Source organism: Calothrix sp. PCC 7507 (genome assembly GCF_000316575.1).
In the GTDB taxonomy this organism is placed as follows: Bacteria; Cyanobacteriota; Cyanobacteriia; order Cyanobacteriales; family Nostocaceae; genus Fortiea.
Genome location: NC_019682.1, coordinates 5,527,848 through 5,549,805, shown reverse-complemented (window position 1 = coordinate 5,549,805; position 21,958 = coordinate 5,527,848). Strand labels below are relative to the sequence as shown.

The 21,958-nt window shown below is 41.0% G+C and carries 28 protein-coding genes and 1 tRNA gene; 20 read left to right on the top strand and 9 right to left on the bottom strand.

Features of this window, described 5'->3' with window-relative positions; genetic code table 11:
- Positions 1-73: 73 nt before the first annotated feature.
- Complete coding sequence (locus CAL7507_RS23795) at positions 74-1,000, top strand: LD-carboxypeptidase (RefSeq protein ID WP_015131045.1); 927 nt, start codon at positions 74-76, stop codon at positions 998-1,000.
- A gap of 11 nt (positions 1,001-1,011) precedes the next feature.
- On the top strand, positions 1,012-1,815 hold the full coding sequence (locus tag CAL7507_RS23790) for an FkbM family methyltransferase (protein ID WP_015131044.1): 804 nt from the start codon (positions 1,012-1,014) through the stop codon (positions 1,813-1,815).
- A 44-nt stretch (positions 1,816-1,859) separates the two neighbouring features.
- On the opposite strand, the gene CAL7507_RS23785 is transcribed toward CAL7507_RS23790, so the two are convergent.
- Positions 1,860-2,603 carry a bifunctional 2-polyprenyl-6-hydroxyphenol methylase/3-demethylubiquinol 3-O-methyltransferase UbiG gene (locus tag CAL7507_RS23785; RefSeq protein ID WP_015131043.1) on the bottom strand — a complete coding sequence of 248 codons (744 nt, stop codon included), beginning with the start codon at positions 2,601-2,603 and terminating at the stop codon, positions 1,860-1,862.
- Positions 2,604-2,902: 299 nt separating this feature from the next.
- On the opposite strand from CAL7507_RS23785, the gene CAL7507_RS23780 reads away from it, so the two are divergent.
- Complete coding sequence (locus tag CAL7507_RS23780) at positions 2,903-3,565, top strand: glycosyltransferase family 2 protein (RefSeq protein WP_015131042.1); 663 nt, start codon at positions 2,903-2,905, stop codon at positions 3,563-3,565.
- A gap of 9 nt (positions 3,566-3,574) precedes the next feature.
- Complete coding sequence (locus CAL7507_RS23775) at positions 3,575-4,891, top strand: ABC transporter substrate-binding protein (RefSeq protein ID WP_015131041.1); 1,317 nt, start codon at positions 3,575-3,577, stop codon at positions 4,889-4,891.
- A 16-nt stretch (positions 4,892-4,907) separates the two neighbouring features.
- Here CAL7507_RS23775 and CAL7507_RS23770 read toward each other — a convergent pair whose 3' ends face one another.
- Together CAL7507_RS23770 and CAL7507_RS23765 are read right to left on the bottom strand one after the other, a co-directional pair.
- Complete coding sequence (locus CAL7507_RS23770) at positions 4,908-5,801, bottom strand: alpha/beta fold hydrolase (RefSeq protein WP_015131040.1); 894 nt, start codon at positions 5,799-5,801, stop codon at positions 4,908-4,910.
- Positions 5,802-5,887: 86 nt separating this feature from the next.
- On the bottom strand, positions 5,888-6,388 hold the full coding sequence (locus CAL7507_RS23765) for a HugZ family protein (protein WP_042342427.1): 501 nt from the start codon (positions 6,386-6,388) through the stop codon (positions 5,888-5,890).
- Positions 6,389-6,672: 284 nt separating this feature from the next.
- Between CAL7507_RS23765 and CAL7507_RS23760 the strand changes: the two genes are divergently transcribed.
- Positions 6,673-8,157, top strand: coding sequence for a CIA30 family protein (locus CAL7507_RS23760; RefSeq protein ID WP_015131038.1), 1,485 nt, complete (start codon positions 6,673-6,675; stop codon positions 8,155-8,157).
- Between the two features lie 63 nt (positions 8,158-8,220).
- Complete coding sequence (locus CAL7507_RS23755) at positions 8,221-8,562, top strand: carbohydrate porin (RefSeq protein WP_015131037.1); 342 nt, start codon at positions 8,221-8,223, stop codon at positions 8,560-8,562.
- Between the two features lie 65 nt (positions 8,563-8,627).
- Here the strand turns inward: CAL7507_RS23755 and CAL7507_RS23750 are convergent, their stop codons facing one another.
- On the bottom strand, positions 8,628-9,950 hold the full coding sequence (locus tag CAL7507_RS23750; RefSeq protein WP_015131036.1) for an amino acid permease: 1,323 nt from the start codon (positions 9,948-9,950) through the stop codon (positions 8,628-8,630).
- Positions 9,951-10,166: 216 nt separating this feature from the next.
- Positions 10,167-11,141, bottom strand: coding sequence for a quinolinate synthase NadA (gene nadA, locus CAL7507_RS23745; RefSeq protein ID WP_015131034.1), 975 nt, complete (start codon positions 11,139-11,141; stop codon positions 10,167-10,169).
- Positions 11,142-11,299: 158 nt separating this feature from the next.
- Here nadA and CAL7507_RS23740 point away from each other — a divergent pair, with 158 nt between their 5' ends.
- Both CAL7507_RS23740 and CAL7507_RS23735 read left to right on the top strand, forming a co-directional pair.
- Positions 11,300-12,229, top strand: a complete 930-nt coding sequence (locus CAL7507_RS23740) for a TIGR04168 family protein (protein ID WP_015131033.1) — start codon at positions 11,300-11,302, stop codon at positions 12,227-12,229.
- 65 nt (positions 12,230-12,294) lie between these two features.
- Positions 12,295-12,381 (top strand) — tRNA-Ser (locus CAL7507_RS23735).
- Between the two features lie 72 nt (positions 12,382-12,453).
- Here the strand turns inward: CAL7507_RS23735 and CAL7507_RS23730 are convergent.
- From CAL7507_RS23730 to CAL7507_RS23720, 3 genes are all read right to left on the bottom strand, one after another.
- A complete protein-coding gene (locus CAL7507_RS23730; RefSeq protein WP_015131032.1) occupies positions 12,454-13,221 on the bottom strand; it encodes a hypothetical protein in 768 nt (255 codons plus the stop codon).
- Positions 13,222-13,228: 7 nt separating this feature from the next.
- Positions 13,229-13,498, bottom strand: coding sequence for a hypothetical protein (locus CAL7507_RS23725; RefSeq protein WP_236556808.1), 270 nt, complete (start codon positions 13,496-13,498; stop codon positions 13,229-13,231).
- 100 nt (positions 13,499-13,598) lie between these two features.
- Positions 13,599-13,982, bottom strand: coding sequence for a hypothetical protein (locus tag CAL7507_RS23720; protein ID WP_201447857.1), 384 nt, complete (start codon positions 13,980-13,982; stop codon positions 13,599-13,601).
- A 210-nt stretch (positions 13,983-14,192) separates the two neighbouring features.
- Here CAL7507_RS23720 and CAL7507_RS23715 point away from each other — a divergent pair, with 210 nt between their 5' ends.
- Positions 14,193-15,158: a transposase gene (locus tag CAL7507_RS23715; protein WP_083862855.1), complete on the top strand. Its 966-nt coding sequence runs from the start codon at positions 14,193-14,195 to the stop codon at positions 15,156-15,158.
- A gap of 35 nt (positions 15,159-15,193) precedes the next feature.
- On the opposite strand, the gene CAL7507_RS23710 is transcribed toward CAL7507_RS23715, so the two are convergent.
- On the bottom strand, positions 15,194-15,880 hold the full coding sequence (locus CAL7507_RS23710) for a hypothetical protein (RefSeq protein WP_015131029.1): 687 nt from the start codon (positions 15,878-15,880) through the stop codon (positions 15,194-15,196).
- A gap of 178 nt (positions 15,881-16,058) precedes the next feature.
- Here CAL7507_RS23710 and CAL7507_RS23705 point away from each other — a divergent pair, with 178 nt between their 5' ends.
- The 11 genes from CAL7507_RS23705 to CAL7507_RS23670 all read left to right on the top strand — a co-directional run bounded on the left by CAL7507_RS23705 (position 16,059) and on the right by CAL7507_RS23670 (position 21,902).
- A complete protein-coding gene (locus CAL7507_RS23705) occupies positions 16,059-16,325 on the top strand; it encodes an Arc family DNA-binding protein (RefSeq protein ID WP_015131028.1) in 267 nt (88 codons plus the stop codon).
- A complete protein-coding gene (locus tag CAL7507_RS23700; protein WP_015131027.1) occupies positions 16,322-16,780 on the top strand; it encodes a type II toxin-antitoxin system VapC family toxin in 459 nt (152 codons plus the stop codon). The genes CAL7507_RS23705 and CAL7507_RS23700 overlap by 4 nt, the downstream gene beginning before the upstream one ends.
- A gap of 40 nt (positions 16,781-16,820) precedes the next feature.
- Positions 16,821-16,943, top strand: coding sequence for a hypothetical protein (locus tag CAL7507_RS33510; protein ID WP_015131026.1), 123 nt, complete (start codon positions 16,821-16,823; stop codon positions 16,941-16,943).
- A gap of 190 nt (positions 16,944-17,133) precedes the next feature.
- A complete protein-coding gene (locus CAL7507_RS23695) occupies positions 17,134-19,311 on the top strand; it encodes a DEAD/DEAH box helicase (RefSeq protein WP_015131025.1) in 2,178 nt (725 codons plus the stop codon).
- Between the two features lie 699 nt (positions 19,312-20,010).
- Complete coding sequence (locus CAL7507_RS32470) at positions 20,011-20,154, top strand: hypothetical protein (RefSeq protein ID WP_160166356.1); 144 nt, start codon at positions 20,011-20,013, stop codon at positions 20,152-20,154.
- Positions 20,151-20,285 (top strand): hypothetical protein, encoded by a 135-nt coding sequence (locus CAL7507_RS33505; RefSeq protein ID WP_255348323.1) that lies wholly within the window; start codon positions 20,151-20,153, stop codon positions 20,283-20,285. Before CAL7507_RS32470 ends, CAL7507_RS33505 begins: the two co-directional genes overlap by 4 nt.
- A gap of 75 nt (positions 20,286-20,360) precedes the next feature.
- Positions 20,361-20,630, top strand: a complete 270-nt coding sequence (locus CAL7507_RS23685; RefSeq protein ID WP_015131023.1) for a type II toxin-antitoxin system prevent-host-death family antitoxin — start codon at positions 20,361-20,363, stop codon at positions 20,628-20,630.
- A gap of 8 nt (positions 20,631-20,638) precedes the next feature.
- Positions 20,639-20,920: a type II toxin-antitoxin system RelE/ParE family toxin gene (locus tag CAL7507_RS23680; RefSeq protein ID WP_015131022.1), complete on the top strand. Its 282-nt coding sequence runs from the start codon at positions 20,639-20,641 to the stop codon at positions 20,918-20,920.
- Positions 20,921-21,080: 160 nt separating this feature from the next.
- Positions 21,081-21,251 (top strand): hypothetical protein, encoded by a 171-nt coding sequence (locus CAL7507_RS32465; RefSeq protein WP_160166355.1) that lies wholly within the window; start codon positions 21,081-21,083, stop codon positions 21,249-21,251.
- Positions 21,252-21,286: 35 nt separating this feature from the next.
- Entirely contained in the window at positions 21,287-21,619 is a 333-nt protein-coding gene (locus CAL7507_RS23675) for a hypothetical protein (protein ID WP_015131021.1), read from the top strand.
- A gap of 13 nt (positions 21,620-21,632) precedes the next feature.
- Positions 21,633-21,902 (top strand): hypothetical protein, encoded by a 270-nt coding sequence (locus CAL7507_RS23670; protein ID WP_015131020.1) that lies wholly within the window; start codon positions 21,633-21,635, stop codon positions 21,900-21,902.
- Positions 21,903-21,958: the final 56 nt, after the last annotated feature.

Genomic DNA, 21,958 nt, shown 5'->3' with positions numbered 1-21,958 from the left:
CATAAAAAACTATCTCCTCTAATTTGATATGAGTTATAGTTTTTATTTCTAACTCTCAGTTCTGACTTTTTTCATGCCATCCCCAAGCCAAAATTTCAAATCTAAAATTCAACCGCCGCCCCTCAAACCAGGTGATTTACTCCGAGTAATAGCCCCTAGTGGTGCTTTGCGAGAATTTGAAGCGTTTGATCGCAGTCTAGAAATTTGGCGATCGCATGGCTATAAACTAGAAATAATCCCCACAATAGACGAAAAATGGGGATATTTAGCCGGGAAAGACGAAACCCGTCGCGCTCACTTAGCTAAAGCCTGGGAAGATACAGACTGTCGGGGTATTCTCTGTGCTAGAGGCGGTTTTGGTAGTACTCGCATTTTAGAAAATTGGCATTGGCAAACCAACTCCTCACTACCAAAATGGTTGATTGGCTTTTCTGACATCACCGCCCTCTTGTGGAGTCTTTATAATCAGGGGATTTCTAGTGTTCATGGCCCCGTCTTAACCACCCTCGCCGATGAACCAGATTGGTCAATTGCACGTTTGTTTGATTGCATAGAAGGTCGCCCCCTAGCCCCTCTCAAAGGTTGCGGTTGGGGTGGTGGTGTCGCGAAGGGCATCTTACTACCGGGTAATCTGACGGTGGCGACTCATCTTTTGGGTACACCATTACAACCAGAGTTTGATGGTGTGATTCTGGCATTTGAAGACATCACAGAAGCACCATACCGCATCGATCGCATGTTGACACAGTGGCGTTTGAGTGGAGCTTTGTCCAAAGTCTGTGGTATTGTGCTAGGGAGCTTTACTCACTGTGAAGCGCCACCAAATGTACCTAGCTTTAGTGTAGAAGAAGTTTTGCGCGATCGCTTAGATGATTTGGGGATTCCGGTTGTCTCTGACTTACCTTTTGGTCACGGTAGCCAGAATGCAGCTTTACCAGTGGGTGTAGAGGTAACTTTAGATGCAAAGCAGGGAATCTTGGAGATTACACCATCTCTGTAAATGGAGAATTCATGGATAAAAATTTAATCATTGATGTTGGTGTTCACCTAGGTCAGGATACAGAATTTTACCTCAAAAAAGGTTTTAAAGTCGTTGGCATTGAAGCTCATCCTGACATTTATAAAGCTACCAAGCAGCGACTAAATTCATATATAGAAAATGGTCAGCTAACCCTCTTAAATGTTGCCGTTTCACCAAAAAATGAACCAGTCACCTTTTACGCTAACTTGGATAGAAGCTTTTGGGGAACAACATTAATAGATTCAGCTATTCAGAAAGAACGCTCTTTCGGGGCGCGTTCCATCGAAATGACTGTAGAAGGGCGCAGATTTGAAACTATTTTGGAACAGTTTGGCATTCCCTACTATCTCAAAGTAGATATTGAAGGTGCTGATTTATTGTGCATAGAAGCATTACAGCAGTTTGATACTAAACCACAGTTTTTGTCCATAGAATCAACCAAGACTTCTTGGAATGAGTTACTTCAAGAATTTGTCTTATTGCAAAAACTAGGTTATCAGAAATTCAAAGTCATCAACCAATCGCAGATACCTAAACAGGTCTGTCCCTCACCCGCACGAGAAGGTAAATACATCCCACATCATTTTGAATATGGTGCTAGCGGACTTTTTGGCGAAGAAACACCAGGTACTTGGCTTGCAGATAGTGCTGCAATCAATGTTTACAAAAGCATTTTTTGGAATTATAAAATCTTCGGAGTAAATGGAATTATTTACCGATATCCTCTAGGAAAAATGCTCTTAGAGACGCTAAACATCAAGGAACCCTGGTATGACACTCACGCTAGTTTATAAAAATCCTCATTCCTACTGTAAATACGCACAGAATTGAGTCGAATTCAATTCCACTTCCGGTAGCAACGAGCCGTTATATGATACGGGTGAAAAACCTCTAAAAAGTTACTCTGAAGTTTGCGGAAGAAGGTTTCTATTACTTGAGGATCATCTAAATGAATGGGGTACTCTTGATTAAAACCCTTAAAGAAATACCAATTAAGGATCATCTTACCTTCAGGTTTTAGCATCTCGTAGAAATTTAGTAACTTTTGACTTGGGTTTGGTAAATGTTCTAAAACATCAAAAGCCAAGATTGTTTCAAATGTCTCATTTGGTGGCACCTCCAGACAAAACAGGATTTTTTTGCTTAACCCCATTTGCTCGGCTCGATACTGCACAAAATCACGATTAATTGGATTAATATCACAATAGATTACCTGTTCAACTTGTGGACAAAGAGCAGCACCAATCGTATGTGTTCCAATACCACCACCAAAATCTAACACTCTACCTTGGGCATGATCCGCAATCAAGCGCAATGTATCCCCAATATAGTCACGACTGGCTAGATGCCACGCACCCAATTCAAAGAGGTAGAGATCACCTACCTTATCACTATAAAAAGCAGTCGCCTGTTCCCAATCAAAATCTTTATGACCTAAATCTGCTATCTCTCGGTGCTGCGCTTCTAATTTTGTCTCTAGTGTTTCTGAATCTAAATGTAGAAACTCTTGTAGATGCGCCTTCAAGATAAATGAATCTTGTAAATATTGGTCTAAGAAAGGCGGCGTGGGGAATGTTGCCATAAGTGATTTTGCTTAAATTAACCCAAACTTCCTTATGATACTATGCAAACGATGTTATTCTATTTAACTATTGGTATACGTTGACATCTCTAGGAGTATCTCACTTTCGTAAAAACACTCTTGTCATTCTGAGCGCAACCTAGTGAAGCGAAGAATATGAAGCTATATTTGCGAAAGTGAGCTGCTCCCGACATCTCTTACTTTGGGAAATTATCCTCAGATTCTATTTTGTTGATTTCAACTAGTTTTTATGAGTTGTGCTAGTCTAATTTTTAGCAAAATATAATAATGATTAATCAATGAGTAGTGTAATTTTTGACTTAATTCCCGAAATCTCAGTTGTCGTCTGCACCTACAACCGAGCGAAATACTTGGATAATGGCATTAATAGCGTTATCAATCAAACTTTTAAAGATTGGGAATTGATTATAGTTGATGATGGCAGCAAAGACAATACTTTTGAAATTGTCAATCCTTACATTCAAAAATTCAACAACATCCGTTATTTAAAACATCAGAATAAGAAGCAATGTTACGCTAAAAATGCAGGTATTCAGGCATCTTTCGGCAAATACATTACATTTCTCGATAGCGATGATACCTACAAGCCACATCACTTAGAATCACGGCTGGAATACATGAGAGCTAATCCAGAAATCGACTTAATTGAAGGTGGGTTCGCCAGTGAAGAAGAGATTTGGGTCGTAGATTATTTTAACCCTGGTCAAACAATTAATCTGCGAGAATGTGTTTTAGGCCCAACATTTTTTGGCAAAAGACATGTATTTTTTGAGTTACAAGGATTTAAGCACTTTGCTTATGGCGAGGATACAGATTTGTGGGAGCGGGCAGAAAAAATCTGCAAAACACAAAAAATTAGTGCGCCACAAACCTATCTTTATACCAGAGCAGAAACCAGTGTTACTAAAAGTTTTTTAGAAGAAATTTCCACATCTGGCTAACTACTTGCCATGAAAATTTACCTTTTCTTATTCCCCATCAAAAATTTTTTCCGCCAATTATCCGCTGCTTTGAAACGGGGTTTACTAATCCCCATTATCTTCAGCTTGTGTCTGTTTTTATCTAGTTGTCAGGGAGTCACACAAAAAGACAATGGAGTAATTCATCTAACTCTCTGGCAAGGGATTAATCCGCCGACAAATCGAGATGTTTTTCAAAAACTGGTCAATAAATTTAATCAGACTCATTCAGACATCCAGGTGGAATCTATCTTTGCTGGTGGACTAGACCAACAATTACCAAAAATATTAGCAGCTGTCGTTGGTAATGCATCTCCAGATATTTTGTCATTCTACCCTCAAGTTACAGGTCAATTTGTAGAATTAGGAGCCATTCGACCTTTAGATGATTGGTTGGAAAAATTCCCCTTGAAGTCGGAAGTCAACCCCAATTTGTTTGATGAATTAAAATTAGACGGTCATTTATGGTCAGTCCCACTTTATACCAGTAATATTGGCATTTTTTACAGACCTAAGCTTTTTAAAGCAGCGGGAATTACTGAAACGCCCAAGAGTTGGGAAGAATTAAGGCAAGTTGCCAAAAAACTGACTATAGATCGCAATGGCGATCGCCGACCAGAACAGTATGGAATATTACTACCATTAGGTAAAGGAGAATGGACGGTTTTTAGCTGGTTTCCTTTTTTATTGAGCGCTGGGGGAGAGGTAGTAACAAATAATCAACCAAATTTGACCAACCCTGGAGCGATCGCTGCTCTAGAACTATGGGAAAATCTCTTAAAAGATGGTTCAGCAATGCTTTCTCCGCCAGAGCGGGGCTATGAGGAGGATGCTTTTCTCAGTGGACGTGTGGCTATGCAAATCACAGGCCCTTGGACTTATATCACAAAGTCTAACGTTGATTATGACGTATTTCCCATACCTGCAAATGCGCGCCCGGCTACAGTTACAGGTACAGGAAATCTGTTTGTGATGAAAACGACACCAGCCAGAGAAAAAGCCGCACTGAAATTTTTAGAGTATGTTTTGAGTGCAGAATTCCAAACAGAATGGAGTATCGGTACTGGTTTTTTACCAGTCAACCTCAAATCAACCGAAAGCAAAGCTTATCAGGAATTTGTGGTGACAAAACCCGAGTTGAAAATGTTTTTGGAGCAGATATCTGTAGCATATGCTCGACCTATTATTGCTGGATATAGTCGTCTTTCTGACAGTCTTGGTAGAGCAATTGAGTCAGCATTGTTGGGTAAGTCTTCAGCTAAAAATGCCCTCAAATCTGCCCAAGAGCGTTTAGTGGAATTTAAATAGATTCAGGCTCAGTGTATTACTTTAAATACTGTTGTAACAGACCAATCACCACTTCTGGCACTTCTAAATGAGGTAGCACTCCAGCATCTGCGATCGCATAAAAATCTCGAATTGCATGTATATTGGAATTTGCCAAGCGTCGCCCTAGTTTGATGCTGGTAAATTGTGCTTGTTCGCCCCAAAAAATCATAGTGGGAATTCGCAATTGCTGAATATACAAACTCAGATCAAAATAAAGATCACCCCGCAAAAATGCTAAAGCAGCAAACTTAGCATTTGGTTGTTGTGCAGAGGTTAAATAAGCATCCACCATCTCTTGAGAGACACGTTCTGGTTTGGCAAACAGAAAACTTTGCAGAAAGTTGCGTACTGCAAATTCATTTTCCGCACCAAGGGCATAAATTAAATTATCTAATAGTGGCGCGTTGATGATTGGTAATGGTAATCTCCGTCCAGCACCCTGTCCAAAGTCATCAAACCCGGAAGGACAAATCAGCAACAGTTTTTGGAATAAGTCTGGTTGTTTAATAGCCAGGCGAATAGTTAAAGCCGCCGTCAGAGAAGAAGCTACCACTGTGACGGGTTGATGACAAGTTTGCATGATAAATTCGGCGATCGTGTTGAGATAGTCCCTAATTTGATAATCCCAAACTGGATGAGCCGATTCTCCCCAACCAATTAAATCTGGGGCTAACACGCGGTGAGTAGAGGCAAATGCTGGATAAACTTTCGACCATTCATATGCAGATGCTCCACCACCAAAGTTGTGGAGGAATAGTAGCGGGGGTAAATCTTCAGTTTCAGCAATAGATACCGCCCAAGGTGCGTTTGTTTGCGTATAATATACCATTGCCCCCAAGGAGGTATGAATTACTTTATGCCCAAAGCCAGGAGGTTGAAACTGTAGCATAAAATTACTTGACGAAGGCTATAGTATAAAATACAAAAGTTGGTCAAACGTATTTACAAAGGATATTAGACGCACATCCGCTGACTTCATCCTTTTGTCTCTCCTGTAATCTGCACAAGTTGATCTAAGTTATTACCGCTGATATGATAGGCTGCCCCGAACCCAATCACAAAACGACCTTCATAAGGCGTTAGCTGAAAAATCCGAAAGTCATTTAAATCACGTAAAACCTCAATAATTTGCCCAAAACGCTCTTGGAATTGCTCAACAATTTTATTCCACTCTTCAGTTTCGCGTTCTATGAGAGTTGCTGTACAATCAAAATTCAAACGGCGGCGGGCAAAAACTTGATTACTTTGAGATTCATCTTCGATCAACAACACACTCACATGAGGATTAGCATAGATATTTTTGGTATGAGTTGAAAGACCGCTGACATAAATATAAATATTTTTTAACTCATCCTTAACAAAAGGAGCATAACTGGCGTTTGGTAATCCCTGCTCGCTAACCGTACTAATAATAATGCTCTTAAACTCTTCTAAGAAACCTTGGTACTCAGATTGGGCTTGTTCTAGTTGACTCATAAATAAAGTTTTATCTGAAACTATTACTAAGTTACTAATTATTCTAACTTTATTGATCAAATTTCGCATGGCAAATTACCATTTAAGTGTATTCTAGCCATCGCCCAGCAAAACCATAAATTTTCCACAGGTCAGAGGAAATAAAGTACCCATTACAAATCACCCTTAATATATAAATTTCTTGATTTCAGACTTCATACTTTAGACTTCATCGTTTAAACTTTATCAGCTTGTCCTTTATGATCTGATTGAGCTAGACTAAAGATAGTTATGGGGACGCAATTGTGACTGACAAAAATCGTTCTCAATGGGACTTAGGCAGGTTCATCGAAACCCTTACCTACTTCGAGGTAATTCCTTTTCTTAACTGGGTACAACAGTTAATCCAAGGTCGTCCCCAGGATAACGAAAAACGACCCATTGGAGGAAGAAATGTGGGTGTAATATTAGTAGCGGGTGCGACAGGTGGTGTCGGTAAACGTGTAGTGAAACGATTAAAAGAACGGGGCGATCAAGTGCGATGTCTGGTGCGAGACATTGACAGAGCCAGGGCAATTCTCGGTAATGATGTTGACTTGGTAGTTGCGGATATCACTAAATCAGACACTTTAACTCCTGTAGTTCTGGCAAATATTCAAGCTGTAATATGTTGCACAGCAGTGCGTGTACAACCAGTAGAGGGCGATACAGCAGATAGAGCTAAATACTATCAAGGTGTCAAATTTTATCAACCGGAAATAGTTGGTGATACACCTGAGAATGTCGAATATCAAGGTGTGAAAAACTTGGTAGAAGCAGCAGCAAAATATTTATCTAAATCAAATGAAAAACTGATATTTGATTTCACCAACCCATCAACAGAATTAAAAAATGTTTGGGGTGCTGTAGATGATGTGGTGATGGGAGGTGTGAGTGCTAGCAACATCGTCTTCGTAGAAAATACAGCTTTGTTTACTGGCAATGTTTCCACAGCTAACTCTGGAGGATTTGCTTCTGTCAGAACTAGGAATTTTGATCCAACCTTCGATTTATCTGGTTATGAAGGTGTAGAACTGCGCGTTAAAGGTGACGGACAACGTTATAAACTCTTTCTGCGGACAGATACTAAATGGGATGGACTAGGTTACAGCTACTCTTTTGACACTGTGGCTAATACGTGGATAAATGTTCGCATTCCTTTTGCCGATTTAATTCCCGTGTTTCGGGCAAAAATTGTTAAAGATGCTCCAGCCATTGACACCAATAAAGTTTGCTCTTTCCAACTAATGTTGAGCAAATTTGAATATGATGGGGCTTTAAATCCCAAATTTTCACCTGGTGGTTTTACTTTGCAAGTGGAATCTATGAAAGTTTATGGTGGAGAAACTTTACCACAGTTTGTGCTTGTGAGTTCCGCAGGGGTCACTCGTCCTGGACGACCTGGAATTAATTTAGATGAAGAACCCCCAGCGGTAAGATTAAATGACCAATTAGGCGGAATTTTAACTTGGAAATTGCAAGGAGAGGATAGTTTAAGAGCTAGTGAGATTCCTTACACCATTATTAGACCTTGTGCGTTAACAGAAGAATCAGGTGGGAAGGAATTAATATTAGAGCAAGGAGATAATATTAGGGGCAAAGTCAGCCGTGAAGATGTTGCAGAAATTTGTGTGCAAGCACTACAACAACCGGAAGCGTCTAACCTTACATTTGAAGTGAAGGCGGGAGAAAATAGTGCCGAATCAAGCGATTGGAAGCAGCTATTTTCTAACTTACAACCTGATAAATAATAACTAGGAAAAAATTAGGAGAAATAGAAACACAGTTTTTATTTCCTCAAATAAGTAGATGAAATGTTTAGCAGATTATTGTTAGCTGGGTTTTTAGCAATCATGATTTGGCTAGGATTATTGTCGAATTCTGCTTCATCACAGCAAGTAGAATCTCGCATTAACAACTTGGAAGCTGATTTGAATCGTTTCGAGTCGCGACTCAGCCGAATAGAAGCACAACTCAATCAAGGCCGTCCGTCTCCATCTCCAGGGAATGGAGCAGCACCATCGCTTAGTCCTAGACGGAATTTATCACAGCAAGAGCGCGAGCGTATGTTTGATAGACTGGCGACTTTGGTAATTGAATTGAAGCAGCAAGTTAATAAATTAGAGGAACGAGTCTCCAAAATAGATTCACGTTAATCAGTTACTTGTACTGACTTTTCCCAACTTGTACTGAGTGTAGCGGAAGTAGCGGAGTCGAGGGATTAGAGTCCACACCTGGATAGAATTTCTTTTACTATCGTGGTTAAAGCAACTCCAATCATCATAATTAATGTGAGCTTACCACCAGGAACAAACGGTTGATTAATGCCATTTGATAATTGCTGCTGTTCCCGTTGTTTCCAAGTCATCAACGCGGGGATGATTCCTCCTAAAATAGAAACACTAAAAGTTCCAGCATAATCTAGCGCAGTAAAAAAAATACTGGGATTGAGTGCGCCAAAACTCATAGAGGGTAAAAGAATTATTGAATAAAGTGGCAGACGGCGAGAAGATTTACTCTGTGTTAGTAGGGAAATCTCTTGGAAGAAATCCAACAACCCGTACATCAGTCCAATGAATGAAGTGACGATCGCAAACTCTGAAAACACAGATACTAGTAATGCTAGCCATTCACCCGCACCACCTGCACTGAGAATTTGTAGGGGGTCAAAAATAGCTTGACCATTGAGGGTTTTCTGGATCATCTCAGGACTGGTGCTACCCAATATCACCGCATTCCACGCCAGAAACATGATTAAGGGAATTACGGAACCGATCACCAGAGATTGACGAATTTTTAGGCGATCGCCTTCTAGTTGATTCACAACCACAGGTACAACATTATGATAAAACAGCGCCACAAATATCACTGAGATAGCACTGCCCAGAGTACTCCAATTTTGCAGTAGAAACTGTGTACTCTTAACTTGTCCTGCTGCTACTAATAACAATCCCAAAAATGACACCATCACAATGGCGACAAAAGCGCTGTTGAGTTTCTCTATAAACCTTTTGCGCCCAAGATACATGATGCCACCAAATAAGAGCGTGAAAGTTGCTGCTCCCACCCACCCTGGTAAAACATTCTGTACACCCAATACTTTAGCGATCGCTGATCCTAAAATCTCTCCACCTTTAGCGATGTATGCTATCAGCAGGGAGTATTGCAAAAACAAATAAGCACCACCAGCGATTCTCGCACCAAAACACCCCAAGCTGTTCTCAACCATTGCCAATATATTGACATTGGCACGCCCAATCAGACGCATGGTGTTCACAGTTGCTTCTGCAATCAACAAACCTGCGACTAAAGCATAAACCCAAGCACCAATCATCAAAACTGTAGACGGTACAACACCAGATGAGACAGTAACCGCAGGTAACGCTAAAATACCAGCACCAATTGTCGTACCAGCAACAAGTGCAATGCTCCCTAAAACACTACCTGGTTGATGACTTAGTTGCTTGCCATCAAATTCAAGGTGAGAAAATAATCGAGTGACTGGTTCTTCATTTGATTGCAGAACAGTCTGTCTAGGAGTCATGCTCAAATGTGTGCCCAAACTGGAAATGCAATATTAACTTATGTAACTAATTTTAGCAAAAATTCCGTTATTCAAGCTCAGAACTCCCAAAACCGAGCTTTAATGGCACGAATACAATATCTCCAGACCAGAGAAATTTGGTAGAGACGCGTTAACGAAGTCTATTTTCGCGCCTCTACAAATCATCTAAATCTAGTGGTTAATGACATGCACTAGCTAGACACTCATTTCTAACATCCTTTCCATTGGACGCAGTGCTGCAATCCGAATATCTTCAGACATAGTGATTTCCGGAGTGCGGTTTTTCATTGCCCAGTAGAGTTTTTCTAAGGTATTTAACCTCATAAAAGGACATTCATTGCAAGCACAGTTATTTTGTGGTGGAGCAGGAATAAAGCGCTTGTGAGGAGCGAGTTTTTGCATTTGGTGAATGATCCCAGCCTCTGTAGCCACGATAAATTCTTGTGTGGGGCTATTTTGACAATATTTGAGTAAAGCGGCTGTAGAGCCTATGTAGCTGGCATGGCGCAATACACTAGTTTCGCATTCTGGGTGAGCGATCGCCTCTGCTTGGGGATGTGTAATTTTTAACTGTACTATTTTCTTTTCCGAAAAGGTTTCATGGACAACACAGCTACCATCCCACAGAACTAAATTTCGCCCTGTCTGTTCCATGACATACCGTCCCAAATTCCGGTCTGGAGCAAAAATAATCGGCTGGTCTGGGGGGATTTGCTGCACAATTTTCACAGCATTGGAACTAGTGCAGATAATATCGCTCATCGCTTTAATATCAGCAGAGCAGTTGATGTAAGAAACCACCAGATGATTGGGATGTGCGGCTTTAAAAGCTGCAAACGCCTCTGCTGGACAACTGTCTGCTAAAGAACAACCAGCATTCAAATCTGGTAACAGTACCAATTTATCCGGATTGAGGATTTTGGCTGTCTCTGCCATAAAGTGGACACCAGCAAAGACAATCACATCTGCATTCGTCTTGGCGGCGGCTTTTGCCAGTTGCAATGAATCGCCAATAAAGTCAGCGATATCCTGAATATCCGGCTCTTGATAGTAATGGGCTAAAATAACCGCATTGAGTTCTTTTTTGAGACTCTCAATGGCAGCAAATAAATCTACTGGTAGAACACCCGGATGGGCTTCGTTGCGTTGAGCAAGTGCAGTCTTAAACACGGTTCGGCTTAGGGGTTGCTTAAAGTTGCAAGTGTTTGGCTTGTGTATTTAATTATAGTAGTTTTTACCAAAAAATATAGTGGTTTTTACCAAAAATAGTAGTATGTCCAAATCTTGTTGAGTTTCATATCCTGGAAGTAGACGGCAAGGACAGTGGCATGACCAGTGAGAAAACTCAATCAAAAAACCTGAAAATAGCTGTAGTTGGGGATATTCACGACCAATGGGAAGCAGAAGATGGCATTGCACTCAAGCATCTAGGTGTTGACTTAGTACTGTTTGTGGGGGATTTTGGCAATGAGTCGGTGGAAGTGGTGAGAGCGATCGCTGCCCTCGACATCCCCAAAGCAGCCGTGATGGGCAACCACGATGCCTGGTATTCCGCCACCGAATGGGGACGCAAAAAGTGTCCCTACGACCGCTCCAAGGAAGATTGGGTGCAGGAACAGCTCGATTTATTGGGTTCGTCCCAGGTTGGCTACAGCAAGCTGGATTTTCCAGAGTGGCAATTAACTGTAGTGGGGGGTCGTCCGTTTACTTGGGGTGGGCCTGAGTGGAAATTCGCCGAAATCAGTCGCGAACGGTATGGTGTGACGAGTTTGGAAGAATCGAGCGATCGCATTGTCGCTGCAGTTAAAAGCGCCGCCTATGAGACAATTATCTTTCTTGGTCACAACGGACCGAGTGGATTAGGCGATCGTCCAGAAGACCCCTGTGGTAAAGATTGGCATCCCATCGGCGGTGATTTTGGCGATCCTGATTTTGGCGCGGCGATTTCCCAAGCTTTAACTGCGGGTAAAACCATTCCCCTAGTGACATTTGGTCATATGCACCACACTCTGCGACACACCAAGAAAGTGCTGCGAACGCCAGTGTTTAGAAGTCCAGAGGGGACAATTTACTTAAACGCGGCGAGAGTGCCCCGAATTGTGGAAGATAACGGCGAAAAGCTGCGGAATTTCTCCATTGTCAACTTAGAGGCGGGTGTAGTGTCCCAAGTCTCCCTGGTTTGTGTGGGTAATGATTTCCAGGTCGCGTCAGAGGAAATTTTCTACAAGCGATCGGCCTCAGTAGTGCAATCTGCGTAAATTATAAGATACAATATGATCTGTCAGTTTTTTTGCTATCCTAAGTAAAACCCTGACAGTTTATTGGAGAGGTGGCAGAGTGGTCGATTGCGTCTGACTTGAAATCAGATGAACCCGCAAGGGTTCCGGGAGTTCGAATCTCCCCTTCTCCGTTGAATAGTTTGTGAATTAGATATTGATTAACAGCTCTGCTTAATAGTTAAGCAGGAAGCTGATACAAAATTTTATATAATACCCTCGTATAGTTGCTTTAAGTGATCGGGCAAATCTATTTCCTCCCTTTGCTCAACTGATGGAGTTGGAAGACCGCTCAGTTCGTCTAAATCTCGGATTTTTCTAACAAGTATCTGAATTAGAGAACCGTTTTTACCTAACTCAAAAATGTCATTTTTGTCTAAGACAACTATTCTTTTTTGGGTCTTAGCATGAAAAATTACTTGACGTAATCTACAATCACTGATTGCCCTCTGTCTAGTATCACCAGATTGAGGAAAGCCTGCTGCTCCGTTCAGAGTAAAAAATACTCCCAGTCCGACTGTGCTTGAGAGATTTAGTTCTAAGATGCTGCACAGTCGCGCAAACTGTTTGTCAGGCAAGCGATCTTTGGTTGCCTTTGCTTCGACAACTATGCCTCTTTGATTCTCTTTAAGATAGAGCTGATTACAAACATATAACCAAGCTAGTTGATCTCCACTAATTAGAAAGTCGTATTGAGGCCCTGCTGACTGAAAGCTCTTGAAGCTTGTGGCTCCTTGAAGTCCACGAAAGACAAGACAGACAATTTGCTCAAGCAATTCACCAGCTTGTTTACTTTGTGGAAGTGTCGGATTTTCCAGTTGTGTAAAGTCTTTGAGTTTTTCTAGATATTTTGAAAGTCTTGGGTCTTTTACGGTGTACAAAAAAGGTGCTAACTTATCTGATGCTGGATCGTCTCTGTTAAGAAGTGCCAGAGTATCGAGAGCTGATTGAACTAACTCTTCTTGACTGGGCATACCTTAATTAGAGAAATTCGATTGAATGCATAGACTTCGCCATAATATCAAATGATAATTCATTGTAGTCTTCAACACTCTTATCGCAAAATGGACAAACCCAAGGCAAGTTGGGAAAGCCTTGACCATAGGGAATTGCTCCTGCTGGCACATCTGGCTCACAGTTATGATAAATGAGAAGCTGATTTTCACAGAGTCCCTCAGCTTCGAGAACAGCTATGACTGCAAGCGCTTCAAAGTATTCCAATCCCAATCTGACGGCAAGCTGGTGTGGCATAGCCGTTTTTGATGGTTTCTGAAAGTGCCTACTCAGTTCAGCCCTTTGCTCACCAGATAGGAAATCTAAACGTCCTTTACAAATCAAGCTGACCATTGCCTTAGCCTCGAAGTCCAAGTTCCTTTAGAAGAAACTTTAGTACACCAGTACTCCCTCCATAATATCCTGAATGGCATTTTAGGTGCTGAAGAGAATCTTGGGTTTTAGAACCGGGTTTGAGTCCAAAGTAACAATGTGCTTTGAAAAGCTTTTCTAATTGTGCTTTTGTTTTTGAACCTTCAGTGTCAGCTTCCCTCAAATTGACTTCTCTGTCTAGACTGAATTCATAAGATTTAGTGCCCCATTCTTTGAGCAGAGTACGCAAAAGGGCATTTTCAACATTACTGATTTTCTCTATATCATCTGTAAAGCCAAGTGTCTCTAGTGCAGACTCAGCTAATTGTCGAGATAGTGCCTGTAGTCCACTTGCATCAATTTCGTGCACTCCAGAACTATGAGCATTCAGAGCAACCCCGGCAGATTCTGCTCTTATTCGCAAGTGCTGCCATTTATAGTGAATAGGACTTACGCATTGACGAGGTGGTAAAATAGTGCATTGAAAAAAAGATGTCGTCTACTTTCAAGGTATCGGACAATTAGAGAAATCAGCAAACCCTCAACAGCACAATGTAATTTAGAGCATTACACCCTGTTCTTGCTATCGGAGCCAAAGCATGGAGGGTGCAGTCGGTTAGCAGAAATCTTGGGAGATGTTTCACATGATAGTGTGAACAGATTTTTGTTGAGAGAAAGATACGAGCCAAAAGATTTATTCGACATTGTCAGAGAAATAATCAATTTAGAAGGAGGTATTTTAAGCGTTGATGACACAGTAATAGAAAAGCTATACAGCGAACCAAAATACGCAGAATTAATTGGATATTTTTGGTCAGGGAAATACCATAAGGCGATTAAAGGATTAAATTTAATCACACTGTATTACAGCGACATACATGGGAATTCAGTCCCAATAAATTACAGAATATATGACAAAAAGGAGGGGAGAACCAAGAACGATTATTTCCAAGAAATGCTGATTGAAGTGATTGATTGGGGTGTAAAACCAAGACTAGTGACAGGAGATAGTTGGTACTCAGGAGTAGAAAACTTAAAGTTTTTAAGAAACCAGAAATTGGGTTTTCTATTTGGTGTTGAGAAGAACAGAACTGTATCTAATGAACCAGGAAAGTATTGCCATGTAAGCAGTTTAGAGCTTCCTGAGCAAGGGTTAGTCACGCATCTGAGAGAATTTGGATTTATCAAGTTGTTTAGGAAGGACTTCAAAAAAGAAGACTCTAGGCACTATATATTGTATCTACCAGATAAAGAAGCTCTCCAACAAATAACCAGAAGTGAATTTGTGACAATTCATGATACTCATTGGGGAATTGAAAGTTTTCATAGAGCCATCAAACAAGTATGTGGAATTTGTCGATTCATGGTTAGAGATAGCCACGCAATCAAAACACATATATTTTGCTCGCTTCAAGCATTTGTTCGTTTAGAAAAAATGCGCTCTGAAAATATCATTAACAATTGGTATGAAGTCCAAAGGAATCTATTCACAAAAGTTATTCGTGAATATGTTTTGGATAATTTGAGCGCTGTTTGTGCTGATTGAATACATAAACTAGTTGTTTCGTCAATGCGTAAGTCCTAGTGAAAATCATTGATAGATTTGTTGAGATATTTGTTCCACATCTCATGCATAACTAAACGAGGAAGATTGGGGTGAACCCATTGACCTTGAATATAATCAGCTAATTGATCGAAGAATGCCGGAATATACAACCAGAAAGGAAACTGCGTTGATTTCTCTGTGTGTTCATCACTGCGTGGAGTAAATGAGAAGCCTTCCCATGATAAAGCAACATAATTATGACCAACCTCAGCAATGACAGACCACCGAATATTGCATTCCTCAAATTGACTAGTTTCACCAGTCCTCCTGCGGATGTAATCAGGAATCTTATAGGTGCGAATATACCATTTCTTTAATCCCGTAGTCTCTTGAATAGGGCCATACCAGCCCTCTTCACCAAATTCTCTTAATAGCAAAGTGGGCGACTTTAAACTAGGTGTATGGGCACTCTGTCCTTGCTTGATGCTCAACCACATCCTTGGCTGCTTGACATACGCTAGTAGAACTTTGTCTGTAGTAAGTTCACCCTTTTCAAGAGAATCAGCTATGTGTAAAGCTATTTTTTCTTTCTTTTCTTTACTCGTAGCTGACGGAGCAATTTCTCTGAGGGTTGCAGCCTTAAACTCCGAACTAGACAAAAATTGTACACAAAAATCTCTGCCAGAAGGGAAGCCATAATCCACAAAAGCGTTAATGCTCATAGACTTTTTTGTGAGGAGGTAAATTTTACTAAGTGGAAGTGATATTAGCACTCAGAGCATACTTAAGATAGCGTCTACTTTAAGTATTTAGTTTTGATATTTGTTTCAAAAGCGATCGCCTCACTCCCTTGCTTGCATTGTGCTAGCATAAGGATAAATCCTACTTGGAGGTAAAGCGATGGCTACCCTTTATGTAAGAAATTTACCCGATGATTTGTATGCAAAACTGCAAGAATTAGCAGCATCTGAACACCGTTCCATTAATGCTCAAGTTATAACTCTGTTAGAGCAAGCTTTGAAGACTGAAGCGCAGCAAGCGGAAGACCAGAATCGACAGAATGTACTTAAAGTCCTGGAAGAAAGTCGCCGACGTCGCCGCTTGAATCCAGCAGACTTTGGATTACCAGATAGCACTGAACTGATTCGAGAAGACCGCGACAGATGACAACCTATCTCAGATGCGTGGTAGACACCAGTGTGTGCATCAAATATTTTATCGCTGACTCACTAACTACCAAAGTTAATCAACTGTTTGCTCACCTTCCCAATCCACAAACAGAAATTTTTGTACCAGACCTGTTTTACATCGAGTGTACTAATGTCTTCTGGAAGTATGTTCGTGCCGGGATGTACACTGCTGCTGAGGTGCAGACGGATTTAGCAACGCTCAAAAGCTTTCCTTTACGTGTCGTCTCCACAGCTGACTTGATGGCGGATGCAGTTAGTATCGCCATAGCTTACGGAATTTCTGCTTATGATGCATCTTATGTTGGGCTTTCACAGCAGGTAGGTGCTACTTTGTTGACTCTTGATGGCAAGTTGGTTAGAGCTTTAGGAACTTCGCCTTACAATATTTCTTCGTTTAATGATTTTGAGGTTCCACCTTTGCATTTAATATAAATAGCTCTTTTTTAATGTGTGACTAAACGTAATAATTTTAATGGTTTTTTGGGAGGAAGGTAGGTTACTGCCACTTCCAGAACGCTACGACCAAACTAGACTGCTAAATCTTCACAAGACTAAGCAATTGATTCAAGAAGCGATCGCCACACTCAATCAATAACACTTACTCTACTCCTCTTTGCAAAGAGGAGTAAACTAAACTTAATTATCACAATTTTTATCTAAGGATACACGTACATACACTGAAAAATATAGCTTCATGTCATATTTACTAACCGTATATCTGCAATGGTAGATAACAGATGAGCAGTGCTAGCTTGGCAGCATTGACCATTTGAGGCAGATCATCAATGGCTGTTGGTAATGAAGAAAAGAATAGCAAATTTATCACTACAGAACCACTGAAAGCTAGTGATAGTGTTGAACAAAAAGTATGGGATGCTGTCCGCAGTGCATTTGCTGAGAGAAACTGTCTTGGCTACTGGCGCTATCCGATTTTCTCGAAGGTGGGTGAGATTTGGAAAGAGCCTGATATCTTGATTGTTGACCGAGAATTAGGTTTAGTTGTGATTGAAATCAAAGCTGTCACCATCGACCAAATTGTCGCTGTGGATGGTGGAAAGTTGCAATTGCAAAATGCGGATACCACAGAAGTAAATCCCTATCAACAAGCAGAACATCCGCTGCGAGCATTGATTGCTTATTGCGATCGCGAGTCGGCAATTTGGCGTAAAGTTACAGGTAGAGCGATCGCTGCATTACCTCTGGTTACTCAAGAACAATGGCAGCAAAAAGGCTTTGATCAAGTTGCCAATTGCCCTAGTATCATTTTTCATGACCAATTAGAACAAGCCACCTTACTAGAACGCATTCAACAATCCTCTGTTATAGTTCCAGGCGAAACCCTAGAAGATAAAGACTGGGAATTACTACTGTCAGTGATTGGCGGTAGTCCTGTATTTCGCAAAACACCGCGTAGCCGCATCTCCACCACAGGTAAAACCCGCTCTAGTGTGATTGATAGTTTAAGAGAAAGTTTATACGAACTCGATTTACAGCAAGAACATATCGGTAAAGAAATTCCTCCAGGTCCCCAGCGGATTCGGGGTGTTGCTGGTTCAGGTAAAACAGTGCTGCTATGTCAGAAAGCCGCGCATATGCACCTGAAGCATCCAGATTGGGATATTGCTTTGGTATTTTTTACGCGATCGCTCTACGATTTAATGATTGGTTTATTAGATCAGTGGATACGCCGCTTCAGTTGTGGTGAGTCGCAATATGACCCGAAAACTAACCCAAAACTACAAGTGCTTCATGCTTGGGGAGCCAAGGAACAACCGGGTTTTTACGGGACGATTTGCGAATACCACGGAAAAAGACGCGGAACTCCCAAAGATACTCATGAAAAACAGCCGCATCGAGGCTTAATAGATTTGAGCAGAAGGCTATTAGAAGAAATTGATATTCAACCAATGTTTGACGCCATCTTAATTGATGAAGGTCAAGATTTAGTAGCTGAAGATGATTTGAAATATCAAGACAAACAAGCTATCTATTGGTTGGCTTATCAAGCCTTGCGACCTGTGAGTGAGGAACAACCAGAAGAAAGACGCTTAATTTGGGCTTACGATGAAGCCCAAAGCCTCGATAGTCTAGTAGTACCCAAGGCTAAAGAAATATTTGGTGAAAAATTAGGCAATCTGTTGAATAAGCAACCACAATACCCGGGTGGTATCAAGCGTTCTGAGGTAATGCGCCGTTGTTACCGCACTCCTGGGCCAATTCTCATTGCTGCTCATGCGATTAGTATGGGTTTGTTGCGTCCAGAGGGAATGCTCGCAGGTATTACTAACAAAAATGATTGGCATAAAATCGGCTATGAAGTTAAGGGAGACTTTAGGCGTGTTGGTCAGCCAATCACAATTCAACGACAGCCGCAATATTCACCAAATCCCATTCCTGAGCTTTGGGGCGAAACTGTATTAGAATTTAAAACTTATGGTTCTCGCCAAGAAGAAATGACAAATTTGGCTGAGAATATTATGCATAATATTGTTCATGATGGCCTTAATCTCAGCCGCGATATTTTAGTAGTAGTTTTAGGTTCAACGACTGAGGCGATGGAGTTAGAAACTCATGTTGCTAATTTCTTAATCGAGCAAGATATTGATGTTTATATCCCCACTGCGTTGAAGCTAAATGATTTAGTGCTGCCATGGCCAAACCATAATCCTGATAGATTTTGGCACGATGATGGGGTGACAGTATCTCGGATTAATCGTGCTAAGGGAAATGAGGCTGATATGGTTTATGTAGTTGGCTTCGATTACGTCGCTCGCAATGAAAGTGATGTCAATTTTCGCAATCAGTTATTTGTGGCTTTAACTAGAGCTAGGGGTTGGGTGAATCTGAGTGGTGTCGGCAATTATCCGATGTATGATGAGATGCGCCAAGTGATTAACAGTGGCAATAGTTTCACCTTTAACTACAAGCGTCCATTAAAGAGAGATATCGGTGATGGGGAATAAGTCTTAGTAGTTGTCTCATGCAAAGATTAGCCAGCCCTCGACGAGAGTTTCCCAGCTTCCTGGAGAGTAGCAATCGGCGGCATAAAGATTTATTCTAGTCTTTGCCTGAGAGAAAATTAGTCTTCTATAACTTCAACCAAGTCTTCAATCATCACATCAAATAAGCGGTGCTAGTTTTTGAACAATGCTATAGCAATTCTCGGTTACGTGAGATACACCCGTCAGGGCATGGCAGTGCCATGCCCCTACAGCTTGCGATACAGCGGTTTTCAGATTAGTGAGGTACAGTTTTAAATCGCAAATCTTGTAGAGGCGGGGTTTTCCCGCCCTCGATTGTATTGCATTCGTTTGATGATATCTGTATAATTTCGTACTACATCTGAGTGGGAACCGCTATGTATAAACAAAGAAATCTGACTTGTCTATTGAAGCAGATTTCTCCTAGCTTTTATTTTATTGATTGTCACAGTTTAATTACTATTGGCAATCACCTGTTGACACTGTTTAACATACTTTTCCACCTCCGAATGCTGGGGAAACAGATGTTTTACTAACTCAAAACTCTGCAATGCTTGGTTATATTTCCCTTGACTGTAAAGTTGCAAACCTTCACGGTATTTTAGATTGACTAAGCCTTGTTGATTCGCAATTTTGGCAGAGGTGAGAAACTCTTGAATTGTGTTACTTGTGAAAATGAAAGTGAAATCATCGTTGGGGCCAAAAGTCACTAAACCGATAACCTCACCTTGTTCATTGAGTGGAAGTGCGATCGCCTTTGTGATGTTGGGAAGTGCGATCGCCTTTGTGATGTTGGGAAAGTGCGATCGCCTTTGTGATGTTTGAGAAGTGCGATCGCCTTTGTGATATTGGGGAAGTGCGATCGCCTTTGTGATTTTGGGAAGTGCGATCGCCTTTGTGATGTTGGGAAAGTGCGATCGCCTTTTGGTATTTTAGGAGAGAGTGCGATCGCGTGAATTTAATTAGTTGCTAAAAAATATTAATGATGTACTTGTTATAATCTGTTCATAAGCATTTAGGAAAGCTTGAAAATGCGCCAATTTACCCTTGGAGATATCCAAAATATCTACAGCGATGTTTTAGAACAAGCTGCGACGGAACCAATCATACTGACAAGCGAATCGCAAGCTAGTTACGTAATTATGTCAGCGGAGAATTACGAGCAATTAATGAATAGAATTGCTCAATTAGAAGATTTAATTTTAGGTCAACAAGCACAAATGGCTGTAGCTAATTCTAAAATGGTTGGGTCTGAGATTTTTACAACAGAACTCGAACGTCTAGCAGCATTTGATGATTAATTTATGGTATGGCAAAATTAGATGGTTTAGAGACGGTTCTCGATTTTCTCAAAGGTTTACAACCCAAAATCGCTGCCCAAATAGCGAAAAAAGTAATGTCACTGAATGTTGACCCCTTACCCGCAGATTATAAAGAATTAATTGGTTATCCAGGATACTATCGCGTAGATTCTGGCGAATATCGTATTGTTTACCGCTTTGATATAGATGCAGATTTGGTCGAGGTAATTTTAGTCGGTAAACGTAACGACGATGAAGTGTATAAGCAGCTTAAACGTTTGCTGGGCTAGAGATTTGTAGTGCGATGTCTAACGACAAGCCTTACGGCTACGCCTTTGTGATATTGGAGAAGTGCGTTAGCGTAGCTTAACGTTCGCGTAGCGTCTCGTAGAGAAGTTATCGCCTGAGTGATGTTGGGGAAGTGCGATCTCATGTAGGTAGTTTTGAAGAATGCGATCGCATTTATTGTTGATCGGAATTGTGCGATCGCATTTGGGATGTTGGGGAAGTGCGATGTCTGACGACAAGCCTTACGGCTACGCCTTTGTGGTGTTGGGGAAGTGCGATCGCATTGATGTAAATATTTTTTTACTTATACAAAATATTGCTCAATACCGATAGTATTCTGTTGTTGATAAAATAAATGTCATTAGCCTGTGAGCCTAGAAACAATACCAGATGAGGCTGTAGTTGTTCGAGGAGGACGCAATCGTCCAGAAGATATTGAACGAGCAATTGGAACACATCCCAGTGGTGTAACTGGAATCTCTGTAGAGAGTGCGGTAGGATTATCTGTAAAGGAACTATCTGCAAAAATTCCTCATGGGCAAATTGGCGTGACAACCGTAGGCGAAATTCGTAAACAAGGGGGTGATGTTATTCGTACATCTGGTAGAAGTCCCCATCATGCGACATTAATAGGCTTGAAACCTGAGCAGATTAGTAGTTTGTTGACACCCACAGTTGGCAACCCAGCCAAGTCAAATTAGGAGTTCTCAAAATATGGAAAAACCAAAAGTGTTTGTAGATTTCCATAACGCTGATGTTCAAGGTCGCTTACGCCTTAATTGTACTGGTACGATTGAGGATTTAGCTCATCATAAAATTTGGTTGCAAAATGGTCAAGAAATAACGCTTTATAGCGAAGATTTAGAAGTAGATGGAATTGTTCAATTTTCAACAACAGAAAATCTGTGGGTAGCTGTTATTGATTGGGAAAACATAAAAGAGAAACAAGATGTGTTGCTAAAAGCAGACGAAGTTGTTATTTAAAAAAGACACTCAATATCCAAAGTCCCAAAGCGATCGCCTTTTGGTTTTTGAGAAGT